At 66.1% G+C, this 17,922-nt stretch carries 23 protein-coding genes and 2 pseudogenes; 10 read left to right on the top strand and 15 right to left on the bottom strand.

Annotated elements, in window-relative coordinates:
• The first annotated feature begins 21 nt into the window (after positions 1-21).
• Together G4G31_RS18305 and G4G31_RS18300 are read left to right on the top strand one after the other, a co-directional pair.
• A complete protein-coding gene (locus G4G31_RS18305; protein ID WP_182988847.1) occupies positions 22-465 on the top strand; it encodes a heavy metal-binding domain-containing protein in 444 nt (147 codons plus the stop codon).
• 290 nt (positions 466-755) lie between these two features.
• The gene (locus tag G4G31_RS18300) at positions 756-1,103 is read left to right on the top strand and encodes a 4'-phosphopantetheinyl transferase superfamily protein (protein WP_182988846.1); all 348 of its coding nucleotides are present in this window, start codon (positions 756-758) and stop codon (positions 1,101-1,103) included.
• 48 nt (positions 1,104-1,151) lie between these two features.
• Here G4G31_RS18300 and G4G31_RS18295 read toward each other — a convergent pair whose 3' ends face one another.
• Both G4G31_RS18295 and G4G31_RS18290 read right to left on the bottom strand, forming a co-directional pair.
• The gene (locus G4G31_RS18295) at positions 1,152-1,949 is read right to left on the bottom strand and encodes a hypothetical protein (RefSeq protein WP_182988845.1); all 798 of its coding nucleotides are present in this window, start codon (positions 1,947-1,949) and stop codon (positions 1,152-1,154) included.
• A gap of 262 nt (positions 1,950-2,211) precedes the next feature.
• A complete protein-coding gene (locus G4G31_RS18290; protein WP_182988844.1) occupies positions 2,212-2,772 on the bottom strand; it encodes a PAS and helix-turn-helix domain-containing protein in 561 nt (186 codons plus the stop codon).
• A 139-nt stretch (positions 2,773-2,911) separates the two neighbouring features.
• On the opposite strand from G4G31_RS18290, the gene G4G31_RS18285 reads away from it, so the two are divergent.
• On the top strand, positions 2,912-3,610 hold the full coding sequence (locus G4G31_RS18285) for a CoA transferase subunit A (RefSeq protein WP_182988843.1): 699 nt from the start codon (positions 2,912-2,914) through the stop codon (positions 3,608-3,610).
• Positions 3,611-3,628: 18 nt separating this feature from the next.
• On the top strand, positions 3,629-4,279 hold the full coding sequence (locus G4G31_RS18280) for a 3-oxoacid CoA-transferase subunit B (protein WP_182988842.1): 651 nt from the start codon (positions 3,629-3,631) through the stop codon (positions 4,277-4,279).
• Between the two features lie 113 nt (positions 4,280-4,392).
• Here the strand turns inward: G4G31_RS18280 and G4G31_RS18275 are convergent, their stop codons facing one another.
• The 8 genes and pseudogenes from G4G31_RS18275 to G4G31_RS18250 form a co-directional block, all read right to left on the bottom strand.
• Positions 4,393-5,010: a hemolysin III family protein gene (locus tag G4G31_RS18275; protein WP_182988841.1), complete on the bottom strand. Its 618-nt coding sequence runs from the start codon at positions 5,008-5,010 to the stop codon at positions 4,393-4,395.
• Between the two features lie 141 nt (positions 5,011-5,151).
• A complete protein-coding gene (locus G4G31_RS18270) occupies positions 5,152-5,484 on the bottom strand; it encodes a hypothetical protein (protein ID WP_182988840.1) in 333 nt (110 codons plus the stop codon).
• A gap of 249 nt (positions 5,485-5,733) precedes the next feature.
• Positions 5,734-5,877, bottom strand: coding sequence for a tetratricopeptide repeat protein (locus G4G31_RS29385; protein ID WP_374011325.1), 144 nt, complete (start codon positions 5,875-5,877; stop codon positions 5,734-5,736).
• 623 nt (positions 5,878-6,500) lie between these two features.
• Positions 6,501-7,040 (bottom strand): annotated as a pseudogene (locus tag G4G31_RS29380) (dienelactone hydrolase family protein); the annotation flags it as partial.
• A gap of 256 nt (positions 7,041-7,296) precedes the next feature.
• Positions 7,297-8,376 carry a S41 family peptidase gene (locus G4G31_RS18260; RefSeq protein ID WP_182988838.1) on the bottom strand — a complete coding sequence of 360 codons (1,080 nt, stop codon included), beginning with the start codon at positions 8,374-8,376 and terminating at the stop codon, positions 7,297-7,299.
• Between the two features lie 11 nt (positions 8,377-8,387).
• Positions 8,388-9,347 carry a M56 family metallopeptidase gene (locus tag G4G31_RS18255; RefSeq protein WP_229425086.1) on the bottom strand — a complete coding sequence of 320 codons (960 nt, stop codon included), beginning with the start codon at positions 9,345-9,347 and terminating at the stop codon, positions 8,388-8,390.
• Positions 9,326-9,685, bottom strand: a complete 360-nt coding sequence (locus tag G4G31_RS26730) for a hypothetical protein (RefSeq protein ID WP_229425085.1) — start codon at positions 9,683-9,685, stop codon at positions 9,326-9,328. Before G4G31_RS26730 ends, G4G31_RS18255 begins: the two co-directional genes overlap by 22 nt.
• Positions 9,682-10,065 (bottom strand): BlaI/MecI/CopY family transcriptional regulator, encoded by a 384-nt coding sequence (locus G4G31_RS18250; protein ID WP_182988837.1) that lies wholly within the window; start codon positions 10,063-10,065, stop codon positions 9,682-9,684. The genes G4G31_RS26730 and G4G31_RS18250 overlap by 4 nt, the downstream gene beginning before the upstream one ends.
• Positions 10,066-10,235: 170 nt before the next feature.
• Here G4G31_RS18250 and G4G31_RS18245 point away from each other — a divergent pair, with 170 nt between their 5' ends.
• A complete protein-coding gene (locus G4G31_RS18245) occupies positions 10,236-10,943 on the top strand; it encodes an SIMPL domain-containing protein (protein WP_182988836.1) in 708 nt (235 codons plus the stop codon).
• A gap of 113 nt (positions 10,944-11,056) precedes the next feature.
• Positions 11,057-11,386 (top strand): H-NS family nucleoid-associated regulatory protein, encoded by a 330-nt coding sequence (locus G4G31_RS18240; protein WP_182988835.1) that lies wholly within the window; start codon positions 11,057-11,059, stop codon positions 11,384-11,386.
• Positions 11,387-11,488: 102 nt separating this feature from the next.
• On the opposite strand, the gene G4G31_RS18235 is transcribed toward G4G31_RS18240, so the two are convergent.
• Positions 11,489-12,790 carry a dicarboxylate/amino acid:cation symporter gene (locus G4G31_RS18235; RefSeq protein WP_182988834.1) on the bottom strand — a complete coding sequence of 434 codons (1,302 nt, stop codon included), beginning with the start codon at positions 12,788-12,790 and terminating at the stop codon, positions 11,489-11,491.
• Between the two features lie 304 nt (positions 12,791-13,094).
• Entirely contained in the window at positions 13,095-13,709 is a 615-nt protein-coding gene (locus tag G4G31_RS24625) for an amidohydrolase family protein (protein ID WP_229425632.1), read from the bottom strand.
• Between G4G31_RS24625 and G4G31_RS26725 the strand changes: the two genes are divergently transcribed.
• On the top strand, positions 13,705-14,064 hold the full coding sequence (locus tag G4G31_RS26725; RefSeq protein WP_229425698.1) for a hypothetical protein: 360 nt from the start codon (positions 13,705-13,707) through the stop codon (positions 14,062-14,064). The genes G4G31_RS24625 and G4G31_RS26725 overlap by 5 nt on opposite strands.
• Here the strand turns inward: G4G31_RS26725 and G4G31_RS24620 are convergent.
• Positions 14,034-14,360 carry a hypothetical protein gene (locus tag G4G31_RS24620; protein ID WP_202033645.1) on the bottom strand — a complete coding sequence of 109 codons (327 nt, stop codon included), beginning with the start codon at positions 14,358-14,360 and terminating at the stop codon, positions 14,034-14,036. The two genes, G4G31_RS26725 and G4G31_RS24620, sit on opposite strands and share 31 nt — an antisense overlap.
• 95 nt (positions 14,361-14,455) lie before the next feature.
• On the opposite strand from G4G31_RS24620, the gene G4G31_RS18225 reads away from it, so the two are divergent.
• The 3 genes and pseudogenes from G4G31_RS18225 (at position 14,456) to G4G31_RS26715 (ending at position 16,001) form a co-directional block, all read left to right on the top strand.
• Positions 14,456-15,574, top strand: a complete 1,119-nt coding sequence (locus G4G31_RS18225; protein WP_182988833.1) for a tetratricopeptide repeat protein — start codon at positions 14,456-14,458, stop codon at positions 15,572-15,574.
• A pseudogene (locus G4G31_RS26720) lies at positions 15,517-15,708 on the top strand (class I SAM-dependent methyltransferase); the annotation flags it as partial. The gene G4G31_RS18225 and the pseudogene G4G31_RS26720, both read left to right, overlap by 58 nt.
• 41 nt (positions 15,709-15,749) lie before the next feature.
• Positions 15,750-16,001, top strand: a complete 252-nt coding sequence (locus tag G4G31_RS26715) for a hypothetical protein (protein ID WP_229425697.1) — start codon at positions 15,750-15,752, stop codon at positions 15,999-16,001.
• A 128-nt stretch (positions 16,002-16,129) separates the two neighbouring features.
• On the opposite strand, the gene G4G31_RS18215 is transcribed toward G4G31_RS26715, so the two are convergent.
• Both G4G31_RS18215 and G4G31_RS18210 read right to left on the bottom strand, forming a co-directional pair.
• Positions 16,130-16,792, bottom strand: a complete 663-nt coding sequence (locus tag G4G31_RS18215) for a CatA-like O-acetyltransferase (RefSeq protein WP_182988831.1) — start codon at positions 16,790-16,792, stop codon at positions 16,130-16,132.
• Positions 16,793-17,083: 291 nt separating this feature from the next.
• Positions 17,084-17,878 carry a 3-hydroxybutyrate dehydrogenase gene (locus G4G31_RS18210; protein WP_182988830.1) on the bottom strand — a complete coding sequence of 265 codons (795 nt, stop codon included), beginning with the start codon at positions 17,876-17,878 and terminating at the stop codon, positions 17,084-17,086.
• Between the last annotated feature and the right edge of the window lie 44 nt (positions 17,879-17,922).

The following is a 17,922-nucleotide window of genomic DNA, read 5'->3' as shown; positions in this document are numbered from 1 at the left end:
ACCAAACCAGGGAATAACAAGATGAAAAAAATCGTTCTGAGTATCGCCATCGCCGCCGCCGCGGCAGCCGCCGGCATGCCGGCCCAGGCCCGCGACAGCAAGATGATGCTGCCGATCGAAGGCGCCATGGCCGACAACGACGCGCAAAACCGCCTCGGCGACTCGGTGAAATTCTACTTCGGTAACCAGAAGACCCCGAAAGTGCTGCAGAAGCTGGGCGCGGACCAGACCAGCCAGAAGACCAACTCCTTCGGCAAGAGCGCCGAAAAGGCCTGCAACTGGGCCTTCCTGTCGGCCATGCTGCGCCTGCAGGCACGTGCCCAGGAGCTCGGTGCGAACGCCGTCATCAACATCGCCAGCAACTACAAGAACGTCGAGGTGATGAGCAACGACCAGTACGAATGCCACGACGGCAAGATGGTCACCGGCGTCGCGCTCAAGGGCGACTTCGTCAAGATCAAGTAAGCCCCAGGCAAACCAGGGCAGGGCCGTGCCGCGCGAAACACTCCTGTGGCTGCTCGACAGCGCGGCCTTGCCCGAGGCCGCGCTCGCGTCCAGCCTGGACTGGCTGGGCGAAGCCGAGCGGGCCCGCCATGCGCGCTTCGTGCGCGCCGAGCGGCGCCGCCAGTTCCTTGCCGGGCGCGTGCTGCTGCGCACGGCGATCGGCGCCTTGCTCGATGTCCCGCCACGCACGGTGGACTTGCTCGAGCGGCCCGGCAATGCGCGCGGCGCTGCGCTCTCCCGAGCGCTCCGATATGTCCTTCAGTATTTCCCACAGCGGACGCTGGGTTGCCTGCGCGGCCAGCACCTGCGCGCCGGTCGGTCTCGACATCGAACGCATCGATCCCGCGCGCGACGTCCTTGCGCTGGCCGAACAGACGTTCGGCGCGGAGGCTGCGGCCGAACTGGCTGCCCTCGATGGCGAAGCGCGCGTAATCGGGTTCTACCGCATGTGGTGCCGCTACGAGGCCCACATCAAGCTGGGGCGCGAAGCCGCCTTCGACCAGTTCCACGTCATGCCAGGGCTGATGCTCGTGCTGAGCAGCACGCATGCCCTGGATGTGGAACCGGCCGTGATCGACACGGCCGGTTTTCCTGCCTGAACGCACGCAGCGCGCGTCAGGCACACTCCAACTACTCCGGTTCCGGAGTCAGTCAACTCCGAAATCGAAGTAGCTGTTCGCGTTTTGCGCGAAGAAGCCGGCGGTACGCATTTCGCCGGTGTACAGCACCAGCGCATACTCCCCCGATTTCATCGGCGCCGCCGGCTTGACCGAGTACAGCACGAAGCCGTCGCGCGCGGCCGACTGGTCCGCGAGCGCCTCGCTGACGATCGGCACGACGCGGCTCTTGTTGATGCCGCTGGTGTAGGACATGTAGCCGCCGCCGGTCATGACTTCACGGGTGCCGTTGCGGCGGGTGGCGAAGTTTGCCAGCGTCAGGTAGTCGCTCGCCCGGGCATTGCGCGGCACCGAGACGATGAATTCCGGCGTGCCCGACAGGCGGCGCTGGGCGCGTTCGCCGCTCAGGGTGGCGTAGCTGGCCATGCCGGCGAAACCCATTGCGCGCGCGGCGCTGCGCTGCTGCGCGATGCGGTACTGCATGATGCTCGCTTCGCCGTTGACGACCACGGTGACTTCTTCCGGGTTGTAGCCGGACGCGGCCTTGGCGGCCGTGTTCGCGGCGCCGCCTTTCTTGCGCTGGCCGGCGTCGAGCATCGCGCGCAGCACGTTGGGCGTCGCGCCCTTTGCTTTCAGCGAGATCAGCGCATTGGCCGAGGTGTCGAAGCGCGCCTCGCCGTTGTAGATGGCCTCGATGACGACTTCTTCCGGCATGCCGGCGTCAAGCAGCTTGATGACGTCGGTGTTCGAGATCGGGGCCGCGATGGCGGCGCCCGCCAGGAAGGCGCTGGCGAGGAGGGCGGCGAGTTGCCGGTTGAACTGTTTCATGAAAATCCCTGATGTTTTATTCGGACATATGTTGTCTAGCAGCATCAGGATAGTTACTTTGGTCGCAATATGCAAACGTCAATTGCCGATGTTGCACATGTCCGACGCCACGGGCGACCTGGAGCGCCTGACAAAACCGTCAGTGGCTTCGAGGCCGGGGGCCTCAAAGCACGGCGCGGCGCCGCATCGGCGGACCGCGAAGACAGCAGGCCTGTACGGTGAGACGCTGCAACGCCGCAATGGCGGTTTTGTCAGGCGCGTCTCAGCGCGCCACGCCCACCAGCTTGTGCACCAGTTCCGATGAGGTCGATGCCGAGAACTTGCGCATCAATTTTGCCCGGTGCATTTCCACGGTGCGGGGGCTGAGGTCGGTCTCGCGCGCGATCATCTTGCTGGTCTTGCCTTCCACCAGCAGCGCGGCGATCTCGCGTTCGCGCGGGGTGAGTTCGGCCGTGACGGGACGCTTTTCGCTCACGTCCTCGAAGGTCCAGACGCCGGCGCCGAGCGGCTCGGCAGCGTCGAGCGCGCGCCCGGTGACATGGCACCAGAACAGTTCCCCATCGCCACGGCGCATGATGCGCTCGTCGGAATAGCGCCCCTTGGCATTCATGATCGGCACGATGCGGTCGCCCGTGCGCAGGAATTCGTCCATCGTCGGATACAGCACGGCGAAGGACTGGCCGTCGAGCTGGCCGCGCGCGTAGCCGAACATGCTGGCCAGCGCCGCATTGCTCGACTGGATCACGCGATTGCTCGAGATGCACATGCCGACCGGCGCCTGCTGGAAAATCATTTCGTAATCGATGGCGTATGATGGATTCATCTGGAGCTGGGCATGTTGCAGGGGCGATTCACGGCCGGTAGTTCTACGGTATTGTGCTTTATACCAGCGTATTTTAAGCTGCGATTCTACTCTGCTGTACACAAAGAGCTTTCCAGCTTCATTCATAAAAGGGACGGGTATGAACAAAGTGTATCCTGATGCGAGATCGGCGCTGGCCGGTATCGTCCAAGACGGCCAGACCATTGCCGTCGGCGGCTTCGGCCTGTGCGGCATTCCGGAAGCGCTGATCGAAGCGCTGCGCGACTCCGGCGTCAAGAACCTCACCGCCATTTCCAACAACGCAGGCGTCGACGGCTTTGGCCTCGGCCAGCTGCTGGAAACGCGCCAGATCAAGAAGATGATCGCCTCCTATGTCGGCGAGAACAAGGAATTCGCACGCCAGTTCCTGGCCGGCGAACTCGAACTCGAATTCACCCCGCAGGGCACGCTGGCCGAGAAGCTGCGCGCCGGCGGCGCCGGCATCCCGGCCTTCTTCACGAAAACCGGCTACGGCACCATCGTCGCCGAGGGCAAGGAAACGCGCGAATTCGACGGCGAGCACTACGTGATGGAACGTGCCCTCCTGCCCGACGTGTCCCTGGTCAAGGCGTACATGGCCGACAAGGCCGGCAACCTCGTGTTCCGCAAGACCGCGCGCAACTTCAATCCGAACGTGGCAACCGCAGGCAAGGTCTGCATCGTGGAAGTGGAAAAACTGGTCGAGATCGGCGAGATCGATCCGGACCAGGTGCACACCCCGAGCATCTTCGTGCACCGCATCGTCCACAATCCGACGCCGGAAAAGCGCATCGAACAGCGCACCGTGCGTCCATCCTAAGCGTACCCGGAGAAGAACATGGCATGGACTCGTGATGAAATGGCCGCGCGCGCGGCGAAGGAACTGCAGGACGGTTTCTATGTGAACCTGGGCATCGGCCTGCCGACGCTGGTGGCGAACTACGTCCCCAACGACATGGAGGTGTTCCTGCAGTCGGAAAACGGCCTGCTCGGCATCGGCCCCTTCCCGACGGACGACGCGGTGGACGCCGACCTGATCAACGCCGGCAAGCAGACCGTGACCGCGCTGCCGGGCGCCGCCTACTTCAGCTCGGCCGACTCCTTCGGCATGATCCGCGGCGGCAAGATCAACCTGGCCATCCTCGGCGCGATGCAGGTGTCGGAAAAAGGCGACCTGGCCAACTGGATGATCCCGGGCAAAATGGTGAAGGGCATGGGCGGTGCGATGGACCTCGTCGCCGGCGTCAAGCGCGTGGTCGTCGTGATGGAACACGTCGCTACCGCCAAGGACGGCTCGACCAGCCACAAGATCCTCAAGAAATGCGACCTGCCGCTGACCGGCGTGGGCGTGGTCGACCGCATCATCACCGACCTGGGCGTGATCGATGTCGTCGAGAATGGCCTGAAGCTGGTGGAACTGGCGCCGGGCGTGACGAAAGCACAGGTGCTCGAAGCAACGGGCGCCGAGCTGGACGTGTCGGCCGTCTGATCGGCTGGACGTGCTGAACGAGAAGGCGGCCTGCGGGCCGCTTTTTCCTTGCAAGCGTGGCTCGAGGCCGTGTCCGAATGTCAGACCTGACCCCAGGGCGGCCGACCCTGCCGCTACAGTACGTAGCGGTAGATCGTGACGTAGTGTGCGGCGCTGCCAGCGAGCACGAACAAATGCCAGATGCCGTGCGCGTGCTTCAGGCGCGCATCGAGCACATAGAAGATGATTCCCGCCGTGTAGGCAAGGCCGCCGCCGAGCAGCCAGGCGAAGCCGGCCGGTCCGAGGCGCGCATGCAGCGTTCCCAGGATGAACGCCGCCGCCCATCCCATCCCCAGGTAGATCAGCATCGACAGCACCCGCGCACCGCCGCGTGGCCGGCTTTCCTGCAGCACGCCGAACACGGCCAGGCCCCACACCACGGCCAGCAGGATCCAGCCCTCGCGCCCGCCAAGAAGCAGCATGCAGAAGGGCGTGTAGCTGCCGGCGATCAGGAGGTAGATGCTCAGGTGGTCGAAGCGGCGCAGTAGCTCCTTCAGCGAGCCGCTGGCCCAATGGTAGGCGCTCGAGCAGGCGTACATCAGCACCAGCGACACGGCGTAGACGGCTGTGCTGACGGCGCCAGCCACGCCGCTGCCTTCGAGCGCGCGGGCGATCAGCGGTGCGCTGGCCGCGGCCGCGAGGACGGCGCCGGCAAGGTGGGTGAGGGTGTTAAGTTTTTCACCGTGTTGCATGGGTTCCTGGTGGCGAGGATGGAATGCATGCTTGCGCGCACGTCGTTGTGGCTGGCCGGGCCATGCTCACGGTCCTGGCACGACTGCTTCCCGCATCAACCGGGACGACAGGTCGCGTTTCTGCGCATTTGCCAGGCGCCCTTATTTGCCCTGTTCCTTCGGCGTATAGATGAGCGTCCAATCATCGACCACATTCCCTTCGCTGCATTCCAGTTCCACTGCGCTGGTATAGCCGTCTTTCATGTTGTATCTGAACTCATACAGCAAGCTATTCAGATCGTAATCCTGCATCGCGCCGGGCGGCACGATGGCGGTGACTTTCTTTCCCTTCACCGTCCCGGTGATCTCGATATTGCCTTTCCATTCGATCACGGACACCGAGCCTGTCAGCTCTCCCTCGTTCTGGCACGATTCTCCCAGAACGAAAGTAGCAGCGTGGGCCGAGGACGCTGTCGACAGGAACAGGATTGCCACGGCGAGCGTTTTGATTATCATGGGTCAGTTGAGTTGTCGCTGCGATGCCGTGAATATAGCACCATGGCTGACCTGGCAAAAGAAAAGTGGCAAGCGGCACGCGGGACGATTGGCGGGTCAAGCGAATCCGATGCGAACATGAAAACCAGACAATGCCGCACTTGACCATACCTGGCTCGGCCGCTATGTCGTTGGCGGAAGGGTAGCGCCCGCGTCCAGGGGCGCCGGCTTGCATTGGCCGACCCGCGCTCAGCTTGCTTTGCCGGGCGCCGCGCCGCCGAGCGCCTCGAGTCGCTTGCGGGCATTCGCGCTCCCCGGAGCGAGTTCCAGTGCGCGCCGATAGTGGCGGATCGCCCCGGCCTGGTCGCCGCTGCGTTCGCAGGCCTCGGCCAGGCTGTCGAAGGCGTTGGCGCTGTTCGGGTAGACCTCGGTGGCGAGCTCGAAGATGGCGAGCGCGGGCGCGCTGTCGCCGCTGCGCAGCAGGGCGTAGCCCCGGCATTGAGCTCGGACTCGAGCAGGCCGGCGTCCTTGCCGTACAGCTTCAAGTAGGCGGCATGCGCGTCGCGGAAGCCCCGGCGCGCCAGCTGCGCGGCGAACTGTTCGCGGCTCGCTGGCGGCGCCGTCGCCAGGCGGCGCTCCATCGTCGCGGCATGCGCGGGCAGGCCGTTGGCAAGCGGCGTCGCGGCCAGGTAGGCGCGCGCCGGCGCGTCGTCCTTGAGGTAGGCATCGAGGAAGCGCCGCACGTAGTCCAGGGTCCAGCCATGGGCGCGGATCACTTCGTCCCGGGTGTATTGGTTGAAGCGCGCGTCGCTGGCGAAACGCAGATAGGTCGAGGAGAACGCGAAATGCTCCATCGGGAACATGGTCAGCTTGTAGACGTCCGCATGCTTGACCTCGTCCAGGAAGCGGGAGACCGGCTTGCCGCGGGCCGCCAGCTCCTCGCTCGACATCGGCCGTGCCGCCACGTAGAGCAGGGGGGCACGCAGGTTTTCCGGTTTCAGGTAGGAGGCAGCTGCCACCACGTCCGCGTAATAGCGCACCGAGCCGTCGAGATTGACGAGGGCCTTGATGCGGCTGTCCCGGCTTGCGGCGAGCACGTTCGCGAGCCCGCCCCAGCTGTAGCCGGCGACGGCGATGCGGTCCGTATCGGCGTCCGGCAAGCCGTGGGCATGGGCGACCAGGAAGGCGATGTCGGCCGCCTGGGTTTCGGCGCCCGCCAGGTCGTTCGTCATCTCGCGGTCATGCAGGCCGACACTGGGGCTGGCGAGGACGATGTAGCCGTGGCTGGCCAGGAATTCGCAGAGGTCGGCGTTCTCGGCGGCCGGCGCGCTGATGCTGGGCGCATAGATCACGACCGGGTAGCGCTTGCCCGTTGCCGCCACGGCATCGCGTCGCGCCCGCACCGGGGCCGCCAACTCCCGGGCTGCCTGTTCAGGGCCTGATTCGGAGACATATTCCTGGCGCACGAAGGCGTCGGCATGGCTGCGCCGCTCTTCCCGGCTGCGCCCGAACGCGGTTTCACTGCCGATGAGCTGCAGGTAGTCGTCATAGCGCATGGCCTGGCCCGAGCGCGTGGCGGGATACCAGACCAGGGTCTGGATCGGGCGCCCGGGTGGACCCGCGGTCGCGCGGCCGCTGACTGGATCGTGCTTGCCGTAAAGGACACGGGAAAAATCCTGTTGCTCGACGAGCCGGAAGCCCACCGGGTGGGGGCCGGGTGGCGCCCTCAGCGTGAAGCGGGAAGTCGCCTGGGCCTGGGCGCAGCTCAGCAGCAGGGCAAGGGTCAGCAGGAAGCGCATGGGTTCTTTCGTGTCAGCGATCGTTCGACGCAGTCGTCTTGTCCAGCATCTGCAGGCGATTGCGCAGCAGCTGGGCGTGTTCTTCGTTCCTGGGCGACTTCATCAGCGCCTGCAGCGCCAGGCGCACGGCCGTGCGCGGCGCGTCGGCGGCGGCCACGGGCACGTCGGGCGTGACCCCGCTGCCTTCCCAGTTGGTCTTGCTGACCGGGTTGATCGCGCGGCCGCCCGGAATGAACACGGACAGGTGCGGATGCAGCCGGTGCACGCTGCCGGGGTGGGCGCCGCCGCCCGTGGTTTCGCCGACAATGGTGGCACGCTTGCGCTGCTGCAGGTTGTAGCTGAACTCCTCGGCCGCCGAGAAGGTGTCATGGCCCGCCAGGACATACACGGGCCGCTTGCCGCCGAACTTCTTGCCCGGGACCTTGTTGCTGGTCCAGAACTGCTCGGTACGTCCGCCCTTGCGCCAGTACAGGTCGTTCAGGTGGGTGCGCTTGTCGAACAGGTAGCTCGACATGAAGGCCACCGTATTCGGATCGCCGCCGCCGTTCTGCCGCAGGTCGACGATCAGCGCGTCCGCATCGGCCACCAGGGCCATGGCCGCGGCGATCGCGGGCCTGGCGTACTCGAGGCCGTCGAAGGAGCGCAGGTCGATGTAGCCGATATTGCCAGGCAGGTTTTCCACCTTGCTGACGCCATAGTTCTCCGCGCGTATGCTGTTGACGTACATGCGGACCTGCTCGGGCGTCGGGGTGGCGCCTTCGTCCTTTGGCAGGACGTTGGCGCTGTAGTGCACGCCCAGGTGCAGGTCGCGGGTTGGTTCGCGCAGGTCCGCCGTCAGCGCCCTGGCAAACGCCTCGATGTCCTTGAGGTCGCGGTAGGCGCCGCTGCCTTCCTTCTCGTTCAGGCGGGCGACGACGCGCTTCGCCTTGTCGGGGAAGACGTACTCGGCGCTCACTTTCGCGCTCAGCGCGGCGAGCACGCTCTTGCGCGTTTCCTCGTCGAGCCGGGGCTGTTCGGCGGCGGTGACGTTCATGGACAGGGCCAGGAGCATTGCGGCGCCAGGCAGGAGGCGGCGGGAAATCGTTCTGTTCATTGTCGGTTTCATCAATTCAGCGACCACACGTACTGGACATGCCCCCACTCTTCGACCGGCTTGCCGTCCGCTTCAGCCGGGGTAAAGCTGCATTTGGCGATGGCGTCGCGTGCCGCTTCGTCGAGCGCGGCGTCGCCGCTCGACCTGCGCACGCGCGAGTCACGTACGCTGCCGTCAACGCCGACGAGGAACCCGAGGGTCACGGTGCCGATGGCCTTGCGTGCCGGGGCGTCTTGCGGATATTCCGGCTTGGCGCAGGAATCGAATCTGGCGAGGGGAGCCGTGCGTACCACCTCGTGGACGCCCGCAACACTGGCGCTGCCACTCGAATCGGGAGCGTTGGCGACGAAGGTTTGCGCGCAGCCGGCCAGGCAGGCTGCCGCCAGGCCGAGGGCAGGCAGCGCGGCCTTCCAGTTCAATGCCTGCGTATCGGGACGAACCAGGCGCTTGATGCGCGACATGAGATCTCCTCCGTTGGCCGCCTGGGCCAGGTGGTGGGACGAGAACTGGAGGCGCTCCAGCTCGGACAGGGCAAGGGCCAGGCGGCGCGGTTCGACGAGCAGCCTTGCCGCGATATCGTCCGCGATCTGCTCGCGCTCGGCGCGGATGCGCGACGAGATCCACCAGACCGCGGGGTGATAGAACAGGATGGTTTCGATGAGGGTTTGCGCCAGGTTCACCAGGTAATCGCAGCGGCGCACGTGGGCCAGCTCGTGCGCCAGCAGGGCTTCGAGCAGCTGCGGCGGCATGCCGGTGAGAAGGGCGGCCGGTACCAGCACGACCGGCCGCAGCCAGCCGGCCGTGACCGGGCTGGCGAGCGTGTCGACGATGCGCAGGCGCACGCTGCGGTCGATGCCGAGCTGGTCCGCCATGCTGGACAGGCGTGCCTGCCATTGGGCATCGGTTTGCTGGCGGCGCGCCGCGCGTTCGACCCAGGCCAGGCCCAGCATCATGCGCAGGCCCAGCAGCACCGCGCAGCAGGCCAGGCGCCGACGATGGGGCGCAGGCTGGCCTGCAGGGTGTCGATCCAACCGCCGCTCGCGGCCACGCCGACGCCGGCGGCGAGCGTGCCCAACGGGACAATGGCGGCGCCGGCACCGCTGTCGCCGGCCAGGCGCAGCACCAGTTCGGCGGTCGGCCATGCCGGGCACAGCAGCAAGCCGGCGCAGGCAACGAGGTAGCGCGATTCGGGGCGGGCGTTGCGCAGCGCAAGCAGGGCCACCGCGGTCGCGCAACCGACGAGGGCGCCTTGCCAGAGGAAGTGCAGCAGCGTCCAGCCGACGTGGGAGACCAGGCTCTCGATCATCATTCCTCGTCCTCCTTCAGGAGCTTCTCGATTTCGGCTCGCTCCTTCTTCGAGATGCCGCTCTTTAAGGCAGCCATCACCAGTGCCTTGGCCGAGCCGGAAAACGCGCGCTGCATCAGGTCCTTGAGCAGGTTGGTCTGCAGCGAATCCTGGGGCTGGGCAGGCGCGTAGACGTGCGAGCGTTCGCTCTCGTCGCGCGTCAAGAGGCCCTTGGTGTGCATGATCTGCATCAGGCGCAGCACGGTGGCATAGGTGACCTCGGGGCGGGTCTTCTGCATCGCCTCGTGCACCTGGCGCGCGGTGCCGGAGCCGAGCGGCCACAGCACCTGGAGCAGGTCGAGTTCGGCCGCGGTGGGCTTCGGAAGTTCGGAAGAGCGGGACATGATCGATCCTTCTGGTTGCAAGCTTGTCATTGAGAACAATGCGTCCAGAATATCTTGTCTAGAAAGACCTGTCTACTTGATTTCCACGCCTCCGGCCAGGGATGAAATAGTTGTAGACAACAATGTCTATATGCGCCTATGCTTGCTTGCAAGAAAACACCAGGAGACCCATGTTGAAACAGTTCGCCCTCGTCGCCAGCCTTGCCCTGTTCCCCGTCGCCGCTTCGGCCTCGCCCTTGCCGAGCTATCCTTTCGTGCACGTCAGCGCGGAAGCCTCGCGCTATACCACGCCGAATATCGGGGCAATCGACTTCATGATCAGTGCTTCCGACGCCGACCCGGCACAGGCGCGCGACACCGTGGAAACACGCATCGCCGAGGTGCGCGCGCTGCTGCAGGAGCAGGGCGTCCCGCTGGCGGACCTGGAAACGCGCGACGTGCGGCGTGAGCCGGGCATGGACGCCGCGGGCAAGGACACCGCCCAGGAACTGCGCGTGAGCGTCCACCTGATCGTGCGCGACCTGTCGAAGTGGCGCGCCGTGGTGGCGCCGCTCCTGGTCAAGCCGAACCTGAACGGCTTTGCGACCTCCTTCGACATCACCGAGCGCGACGCTTTCGAAGCCGCCCTGATGGCCGACGCCCTGCAGGATGCGCGCCGCCGCGCCGAGATCATCGCCAGGGGCGCGCGCCGCAAGCTCGGCGCCGTGACAGGGGTCAGCCCGGGCGGCGTGAAGAACGTCGGCACCACGATGGGTCTGGTGCGGCCCGACTTCAGCTACAACCGGAGCAAGCCGTCGAACGTGGGCGCGCGCGACTTCCTGAATGTGGATGCGCTCAAGCTGATTCAACCGGTCGACGTGGTCTATAAACTGGAATAAGCGGGCCTGCGCGCACGCAAGTCAACAGTTATGTCTTGGACAAGGGGTGTCGGTGTAAAATCCGCCTGTGACAGGCGAAAGCCGCACCCCATTCAATTACCAAGGACCACCACATGGCGAAGACGGATCTGTCGGGTTACAACCTGAGCGAGCTCAAGGGCTTGCAATTTGAAATCGAGAAGGAAATCAAGGAGCGCCAGCGCCAGGAAGTCAAGGAAGCGCGCGAGCGGATCCTGGCGATCGCCCAGGACCTGGGCGTGAGCGTCGAAGAACTGCTGGCTGGCTCGGTCGGAAAAGCCAAGGGCGGCAGCGGCAAGAAGGTTGCGGCGCAGTACCGCAATCCGGCTGACGAGAACCAGACCTGGACCGGCCGCGGCCGCCAGCCGAAGTGGGTGGCCGAGGCCATCAAGGGCGGCAAGAACCTGGACGACCTGCGCATCTGAGTGCGGCGCCACCGCGCCCGGACATGAAAAAACCGCGCTCGATGCGCGGTTTTTTTTGTGGCCGCTGCGCTCTTTGCGCGCGGCCATCGCGGGAGCCGGGGCTCAAGCTGCCTTGTGCACGCTGCGCAGGCCCTTGTCGTCTTCGTCCACGTAGTTGCCCGACAGGACGGCGTTCATGCGCTCCTTGTCCAGCTCGTTCTCCCACTTCGACACCACCACCGAGGCCACGCCGTTGCCGACGAAATTGGTCAGGGCGCGGCATTCGCTCATGAAGCGGTCGATGCCCAGGATCAGCGCCATGCCGGCCACGGGAATGGTCGGCACCACGGCCAGGGTCGCGGCCAGGGTGATGAAGCCGGCGCCGGTAATGCCCGAGGCACCTTTCGAGGTCAGCATCGCCACCGCCAGGATGGTCAGTTCCTGCATCAGGGTCAGCTCGGTGTTGGTGGCCTGGGCCACGAACAGGGCGGCCATCGTCATGTAGATGTTGGTGCCGTCCAGGTTGAAGGAGTAGCCGGTCGGCACGACCAGGCCGACGACGGATTTGGAGCAGCCGAGCTTTTCGAGTTTGCGCATCAGGGCCGGCAGGGCGGACTCGGACGAGCTGGTGCCGAGCACGATCAGCAGTTCTTCCTTGATGTAGGCAATGAACTTGAAGATCGAGAAGCCGGTCAGTTTGGCGATGATGCCCAGCACGACGCAGACGAACAGCGCGCAGGTCAGGTAGAACGAACCCATCAGTTTTGCCAGCGGGATCAGGGAGGCCAGGCCGTACTTGCCGATCGTGAAGGCCATGGCGCCGAAGGCACCGATGGGCGCGAGCTTCATGACGATGTTCACCATGCCGAAGATCACGTGCGAGATCTCGTCGATGAGCTTCGTCACCGGACGGCCGCGCTCGCCCAGCATCGACAGCGCCACGCCGAACAGGATCGCGATCAGGAGCACCTGCAGGATGTCGCCCTTGGCGAACGCATCGACGAAGGTGTTCGGGATGATGTTCAGGACGAACTCCACCGTGCTCTGGTGCGAGGCCTTCTCGGTGTACTGGGCAATCGCCTTGGTGTCGAGGTGGGCGACGTCGACGTTGAAACCCGCGCCCGGCTTGGCGATGTTCGCCACCAGCAGGCCGATCACCAGTGCGAAGGTCGACACCACTTCGAAGTAGAGCAGCGCCTTGCCGCCCACCCGTCCGACCTTCTTCATGTCCTGCATGCCGGCGATACCGGCCACCACGGTACAGAAGATCACCGGGGCAATGATCATCTTGATCAGCTTGATGAAGCCGTCACCCAGGGGCTTCATGTCCGTGCCGAGCTTTGGATACAGCACGCCGAGCAGTACGCCCATCGCGATGGCGAACAGCACCTGTACGTACAGGATTTTATAGAAAGGCTTTTTCATGACAGCGTTTCATGGGAAGGTGGATAGTGTGGACATCATCACAAATAGCCGCCACGCGATCTATTGTGGATATCCCCAACCCCGTGAATAACGGTCATGCGGTTTGCTGATGCAGGCCCGGCGCGTCCAAATTTGCCATGTCGTATGTCAATGCCGGTGCGCAGTTGCTTCGCAAGGGCAGGGTGAATGGGCGCGTCGGTGCGAGCGTGGGTTGAACGCGTGGGCGGCGCTCACGTCGCCGGTATGCGGGTTGCCGGGTGGAGCCGCTCACCCTACGGCCGGCGATACACCTTGCCACCTTTCATCACGAAGCCCACCTTGCGCAGCGCGGCGATGTCGCTCGTCGGATCGCCCTCGACGGCGACGACGTCGGCCAGCGCGCCCGGCACCAGTTGGTTCCAGGTCCTTGCCCTTGCCGAGAATATCGGCGGCGACGACGGTCGCGGCGCGCAGCGCCTCCAACGGGCTCATGCCGAGGCGCACCATCCACTCCAGTTCGCGCACATTGGTGCCGTGGGTAAAGACGCCGACATCGCTGCCGTTGCCGATCTTGACGCCGATGCGGCGCGCCAGCGCAAAGGCGCGCGCGGCCTCCCTTCATGGCCGGGGTTGGCTCGCCGCCGCGCACGTGCTTCTGGAAGTATTCGCCGATGGCTTCCGGTGCGGTGAGCGTCGGGATGTAGGCGGTGCCGCGCTCCTTCATCAGCTTGAAGGTGGCTTCGCTGGCGCCGTAGCCGTGCTCGATCGTGTCGGCGCCGGCCAGCACGGCCAGGCGGATGGCGTCGTCGGTGCTGGCGTGGGCCGCCACCCTGCGCCCGGTGACGTGCGCGGCCTCGACCATCGCCTTCATTTCCTCGAGCGTGAAGGTGGGGCGGCTGGTCCCGTCGACGCCGGTGCGGTAGTCGGCATAGAACTTGATCCAGTCGGCGCCGCGGGGGCTGCTCGCGCACGGCCTTGACCGCTTCGACCGCGCCGGTGACGGGCTGGGCGCCGTAGGGTATCTCCATGTCGGGCCGGTAGCTGCGCTCGGCCGGGCCGTAGCTGTAGCTGGCGACGATGGCTTTCGTGGCGATGAGCAGGCGCGGGCCGGCGACCACCCCGCCTTCGATGGCGCGCTTGATGCCGACGTCGGCATAGTTGGCGCCTTCGGTGCCGAGGTCGCGCAGGGTGGTGAATCCCGCCTGCAGCGTGTCGGCGGCGTGCTTGCCTGCCAGCAGGGTGCGGTATTCGACCTGTTCCTTGATTACCCGGTCGTCCCGGTGGTTTCGTTATAGGGATGCAGCAGCACGTGCGAGTGCAGGTCGATCAGGCCGGGAATCAGGGTCTTGCCCGGCAGGTTGACGCGCTCGGCGTCGGTCGGTGCGGCGACCTTGTCGGCGGGGCCCACTTCCTTCACGCGCCCGTCCTGCACCAGCACCGCCCAGCCGGCGTGCGGCTTGCCTTCGCCGGTCCAGACGCCGTCGGCGGTGAGCAGCAGCGTGCGCGGCTCGGCGGCCGCGGCGGCCAGGCTGGCGGCAAAGGCGAGGGCGCCGAGCGCAATGGAAGTGAAGGTAGTGCTCAAGCGGCGCATGGCGGACTTCCCGAAAATGGTGGAGCCGGAATGATAACGGACTCTGCCGCATGCGCGTGGGTTATGCTGGCGGCCTGACGACGGCGAGGCATGGGATGGGACAGGATAATTCGGCGCAGGTGAGCGCGTTGCTGAAAGATGCGGTGGCGCTGCAGCAGGCAGGACAACTGATCGAAGCGCGCCGGCGCTACGAGCGCGTGCTGGCGCTGGCGCCAGGCCAGTTCGATGCGCTGCACCTGCTCGGGGTCGTGCACCGCCAGCAGGGCGAGCCGGCGCGCGCCGTCGAACTGATCGGGGCCGCGCTGCGGATCAACCCGGCGCAGGCCACGGCCCATTGCAACCTGGGCGCGGCCCTGCAGGACCTTGGACGCACCCGGGAAGCCTTGACCAGCTACGAGACCGCGCTGCGCCTGTCGCCCGGCTATGCGCTGGCCTTTGCCAACCGCGGCAATGCCTTGCGCAAGCTCGGCCGCCTGCCCGACGCCGTCGACAGCTACGAGCGTGCGCTGGTGCTGCGTCCGGGCTACCCGGAAGCGGCTTGCAACCGCGCCATCGCGCTGCTGGACCTGGACGCGGCGGATGCGGCGCTGGCGAGCGCGGACCTGGCCTTGTCCGCACGGCCGGCTTATCCGGAAGCGCTGTGCGTACGCGCCAATGCCCTGTTCGCGCTGCGCCGTTTCGACGAGGCCTTGCATGGCTACGACAGGGCGATCGCGCTGGACGCGCGCGTGGCCGAGGCGCATGCCGGGCGTGGCCTGGCGCTGCAGAAGCTGGGCCGCCACGGCGAAGCGCTGGACGCCTTTGACGCCGCACTGGCGCGCCGGCCGGGCTACTGGCCGCACCGGCGCCAGCGCGCCGATGCCTTGCTGGCGCTGGGACGGCGCGTCGATGCGATCGCGGCCTACGAGGAGGCGAGAGATGCGGCCTTGGCGGCCGGGGCAGACGGCGGCGCCAGCGAGATCGCCTTCGAACTGGCCGCGCTCGGCGTCGGGGCCGTGCCCGTGCGTGCGCCGCAGGCCTACGTGAAAGCCCTGTTCGATGGCTATGCCGGCCACTTCGACCGCCACCTGACGGAAGTGCTGCGCTACCGCACCCCGGGCCTGCTGGGTGCGGCCTGGCGCGCCAGGTACATGCAAACGATCTCGCGACCCTCGACTTGGGCTGCGGCACAGGCCTGTGCGGCCCCGTCCTGCGTCCCCGTTCGCGCACGCTGACCGGGGTCGACCTGTCCGAGCGCATGCTCGCGCGTGCCGCCGAGACGGGCCTGTACGACAGCCTGGCCTGCGCCGACCTGCAGGCCTATCTCGACAGCTGCCACGGCGACGTCGACCTGGTCATGGCGGCCGACGTGCTGGTCTACTTCGGCGACCTGGCCGCTTTGTTCGCCCAGTGCGCGCGGCGCTGCGCCCGGGTGGATGGTTCGCCTTCTCGACCGAGAAGCTGGGCGACGCAAGCGGCGGTGGCGAGTATGCGCTGCAGCCCTCGAACCGCTACGCCCACGCGCTGGGCTACCTGGAAGGGCTGGCGGCGCAAAACGGCTTCGTGGTGCTGGAAAGCCTTGAAGAAGCCGTCCGCAGCGAGAACGGACGCGGCGTCATCGGCCACCTGCTGGTGCTGCGCGCGGCCGGCGCGCTGGCGTGAGTCGGTGAGTCGGATAGCGCCCCGCAATGCCGTCGCGATGCTGGTCAAGACGAGTGATCCCACCCCAGGCCCGGCGCGAGTTTCGTCGTGGACGACCACGGTCACGCCGGGCGGGGTCGAACCCGCGCTCAGTCGGGCGGTGACGCAGCCCCGCCGGCCATGAAACCGTCCAGCTCCGCGGCGATCTGCTGGGCCAGCTGGTGGATGTGGAAGCCGTCGACGAAACCGTGGTGGGCCTGCACCGAGAAGGGCAGCTGGAGGCGGCCGTTGGTCCCGTCGCGGAAACGGCCCCAGGCGATCGAGGGAATGTCAGGTGAACCGAGCGATGCGGCCGGGTGCTGGATCGAGCTGAAGTCCAGCCAGGGGATGCAGGTGATGAAGACCTGGTCCTTCACGGCGCGCGGCGACAAGCTGGCGTAGCTGTTGTTCAGCGCCGTCATGCCCGCCGCCGCGATGCCCGCGGCGCGGCCGCGCGCAACGAATTCGCGCAGGTCGTCGGACCAGTCGAACAGGGCGAAATTGAGGTCCTTGTGCTGGTTCACGACGGTGAAGGAAGGCATCAGGCGGTCGATCGCGATGACCTCGCCCTCGAAGACACGGTAGCGGAAGTTCTCGATTTTCAAGACCGAGCGCAGCACCGCGCAGAGCAGCACGTGGAAGGGCGCCAGGCCCTGCTCCTTGCACCAGGGGCGGTAGTCTGGCAGGTCGAGGGTGAAGCAGAGGTTGACCGCGGGGCTGTCCATGCGGTCGAAGAGGTCGAAGCGGTCGCGCCGCTGTTCAAAATGGTGCATGTGTGGTGCCGTCGGGACAAAGGGCAATATTGTCGCATGTGCAGACCCGCGGCCTTGGCGACGCCCCCGGCCGGCGAGCGCCGTAGGGTGGGGTCTTGACCCCACGCGGTATGGCACCGATGCGTCCGCCGGAAGCGGTTTCGATTCGCGAAGCCAGCACCACCCATGCGGTATGCGATGAGCGCCGATAACGCACATCGTCTGGTCTGCACGGACACGAAAGACGGCGTGGGCGGAGCCCACCCTACGTATAGACGGTTTGTCGTCCGCGTCCGTAGCAGCGTCAATCCCTTACTGCGCGGCCCAGCCACCATCCATGTTCCACGCGACGCCGCGCACCTGCGCCCCGGCCGGCGAGCAGAAGAACACGGCCAGCGCACCCAGTTCGTCAGGCGTGACGAATTCGCCCGACGGCTGCTTTTCCGCCAGCAGCGCGCGCCGGGCTTCGTCGTTCGACAGGTTTTCGCGCGCGGCGCGGTCGTCGACCTGCTTCTGCACCAGCGGGGTCAGCACCCAGCCCGGGCAGATGGCGTTGCAGGTGACGCCGGTCTGCGCGGTCTCGAGCGCGGTGACCTTGGTGAAGCCGACCAGCCCATGCTTGGCCGCGACATAGGCCGACTTCTGGCTTGATCCCACCAGCCCGTGCACCGAGGCCAGGTTGATGATGCGGCCCCAGTTCTTCTGCTTCATGCCAGGCAGGGCCAGGCGCGTGGTGTGGAAGGCGGAGGTGAGGTTGATGGCGATGATGGCATCCCATTTCTCGACCGGGAATTCCTCGATGGGCGAGACATGCTGGATGCCGGCGTTGTTGACGAGGATGTCGACCCCGCCGAACTTCTCGCTTGCAAACGCCATCATCGCCTCGATCTGTTCGGGCCGGGACATATCGGCGTTGTGGTAGGCGGTTTGCACGCCGAACTCCTGGCCGATGTCGGTGTAGAGCTTCTCGATCTGCTGGGCGTCGCCGAAGCCGTTGAAGACGATGTTGGCGCCCTGTTCGGCGAGCGCGCGCGCCATGCCGAGGCCGATGCCCGAAGTCGAACCGGTGACGAGTGCCGTTTTGCCGCTGAGCATGCTGGATTTCATTGTTTCCTCTGGTAGTGGTGTGGTCGGGTGCTTTGCCCGGACTT

Origin of the sequence: Massilia sp. Se16.2.3 (assembly GCF_014171595.1) — a bacterium.
Classification (GTDB): domain Bacteria; phylum Pseudomonadota; class Gammaproteobacteria; order Burkholderiales; family Burkholderiaceae_D; genus Telluria.
The sequence above is the reverse complement of the archived record's forward strand: the minus strand, read 5'-3'. Positions and strand labels throughout refer to the sequence as shown.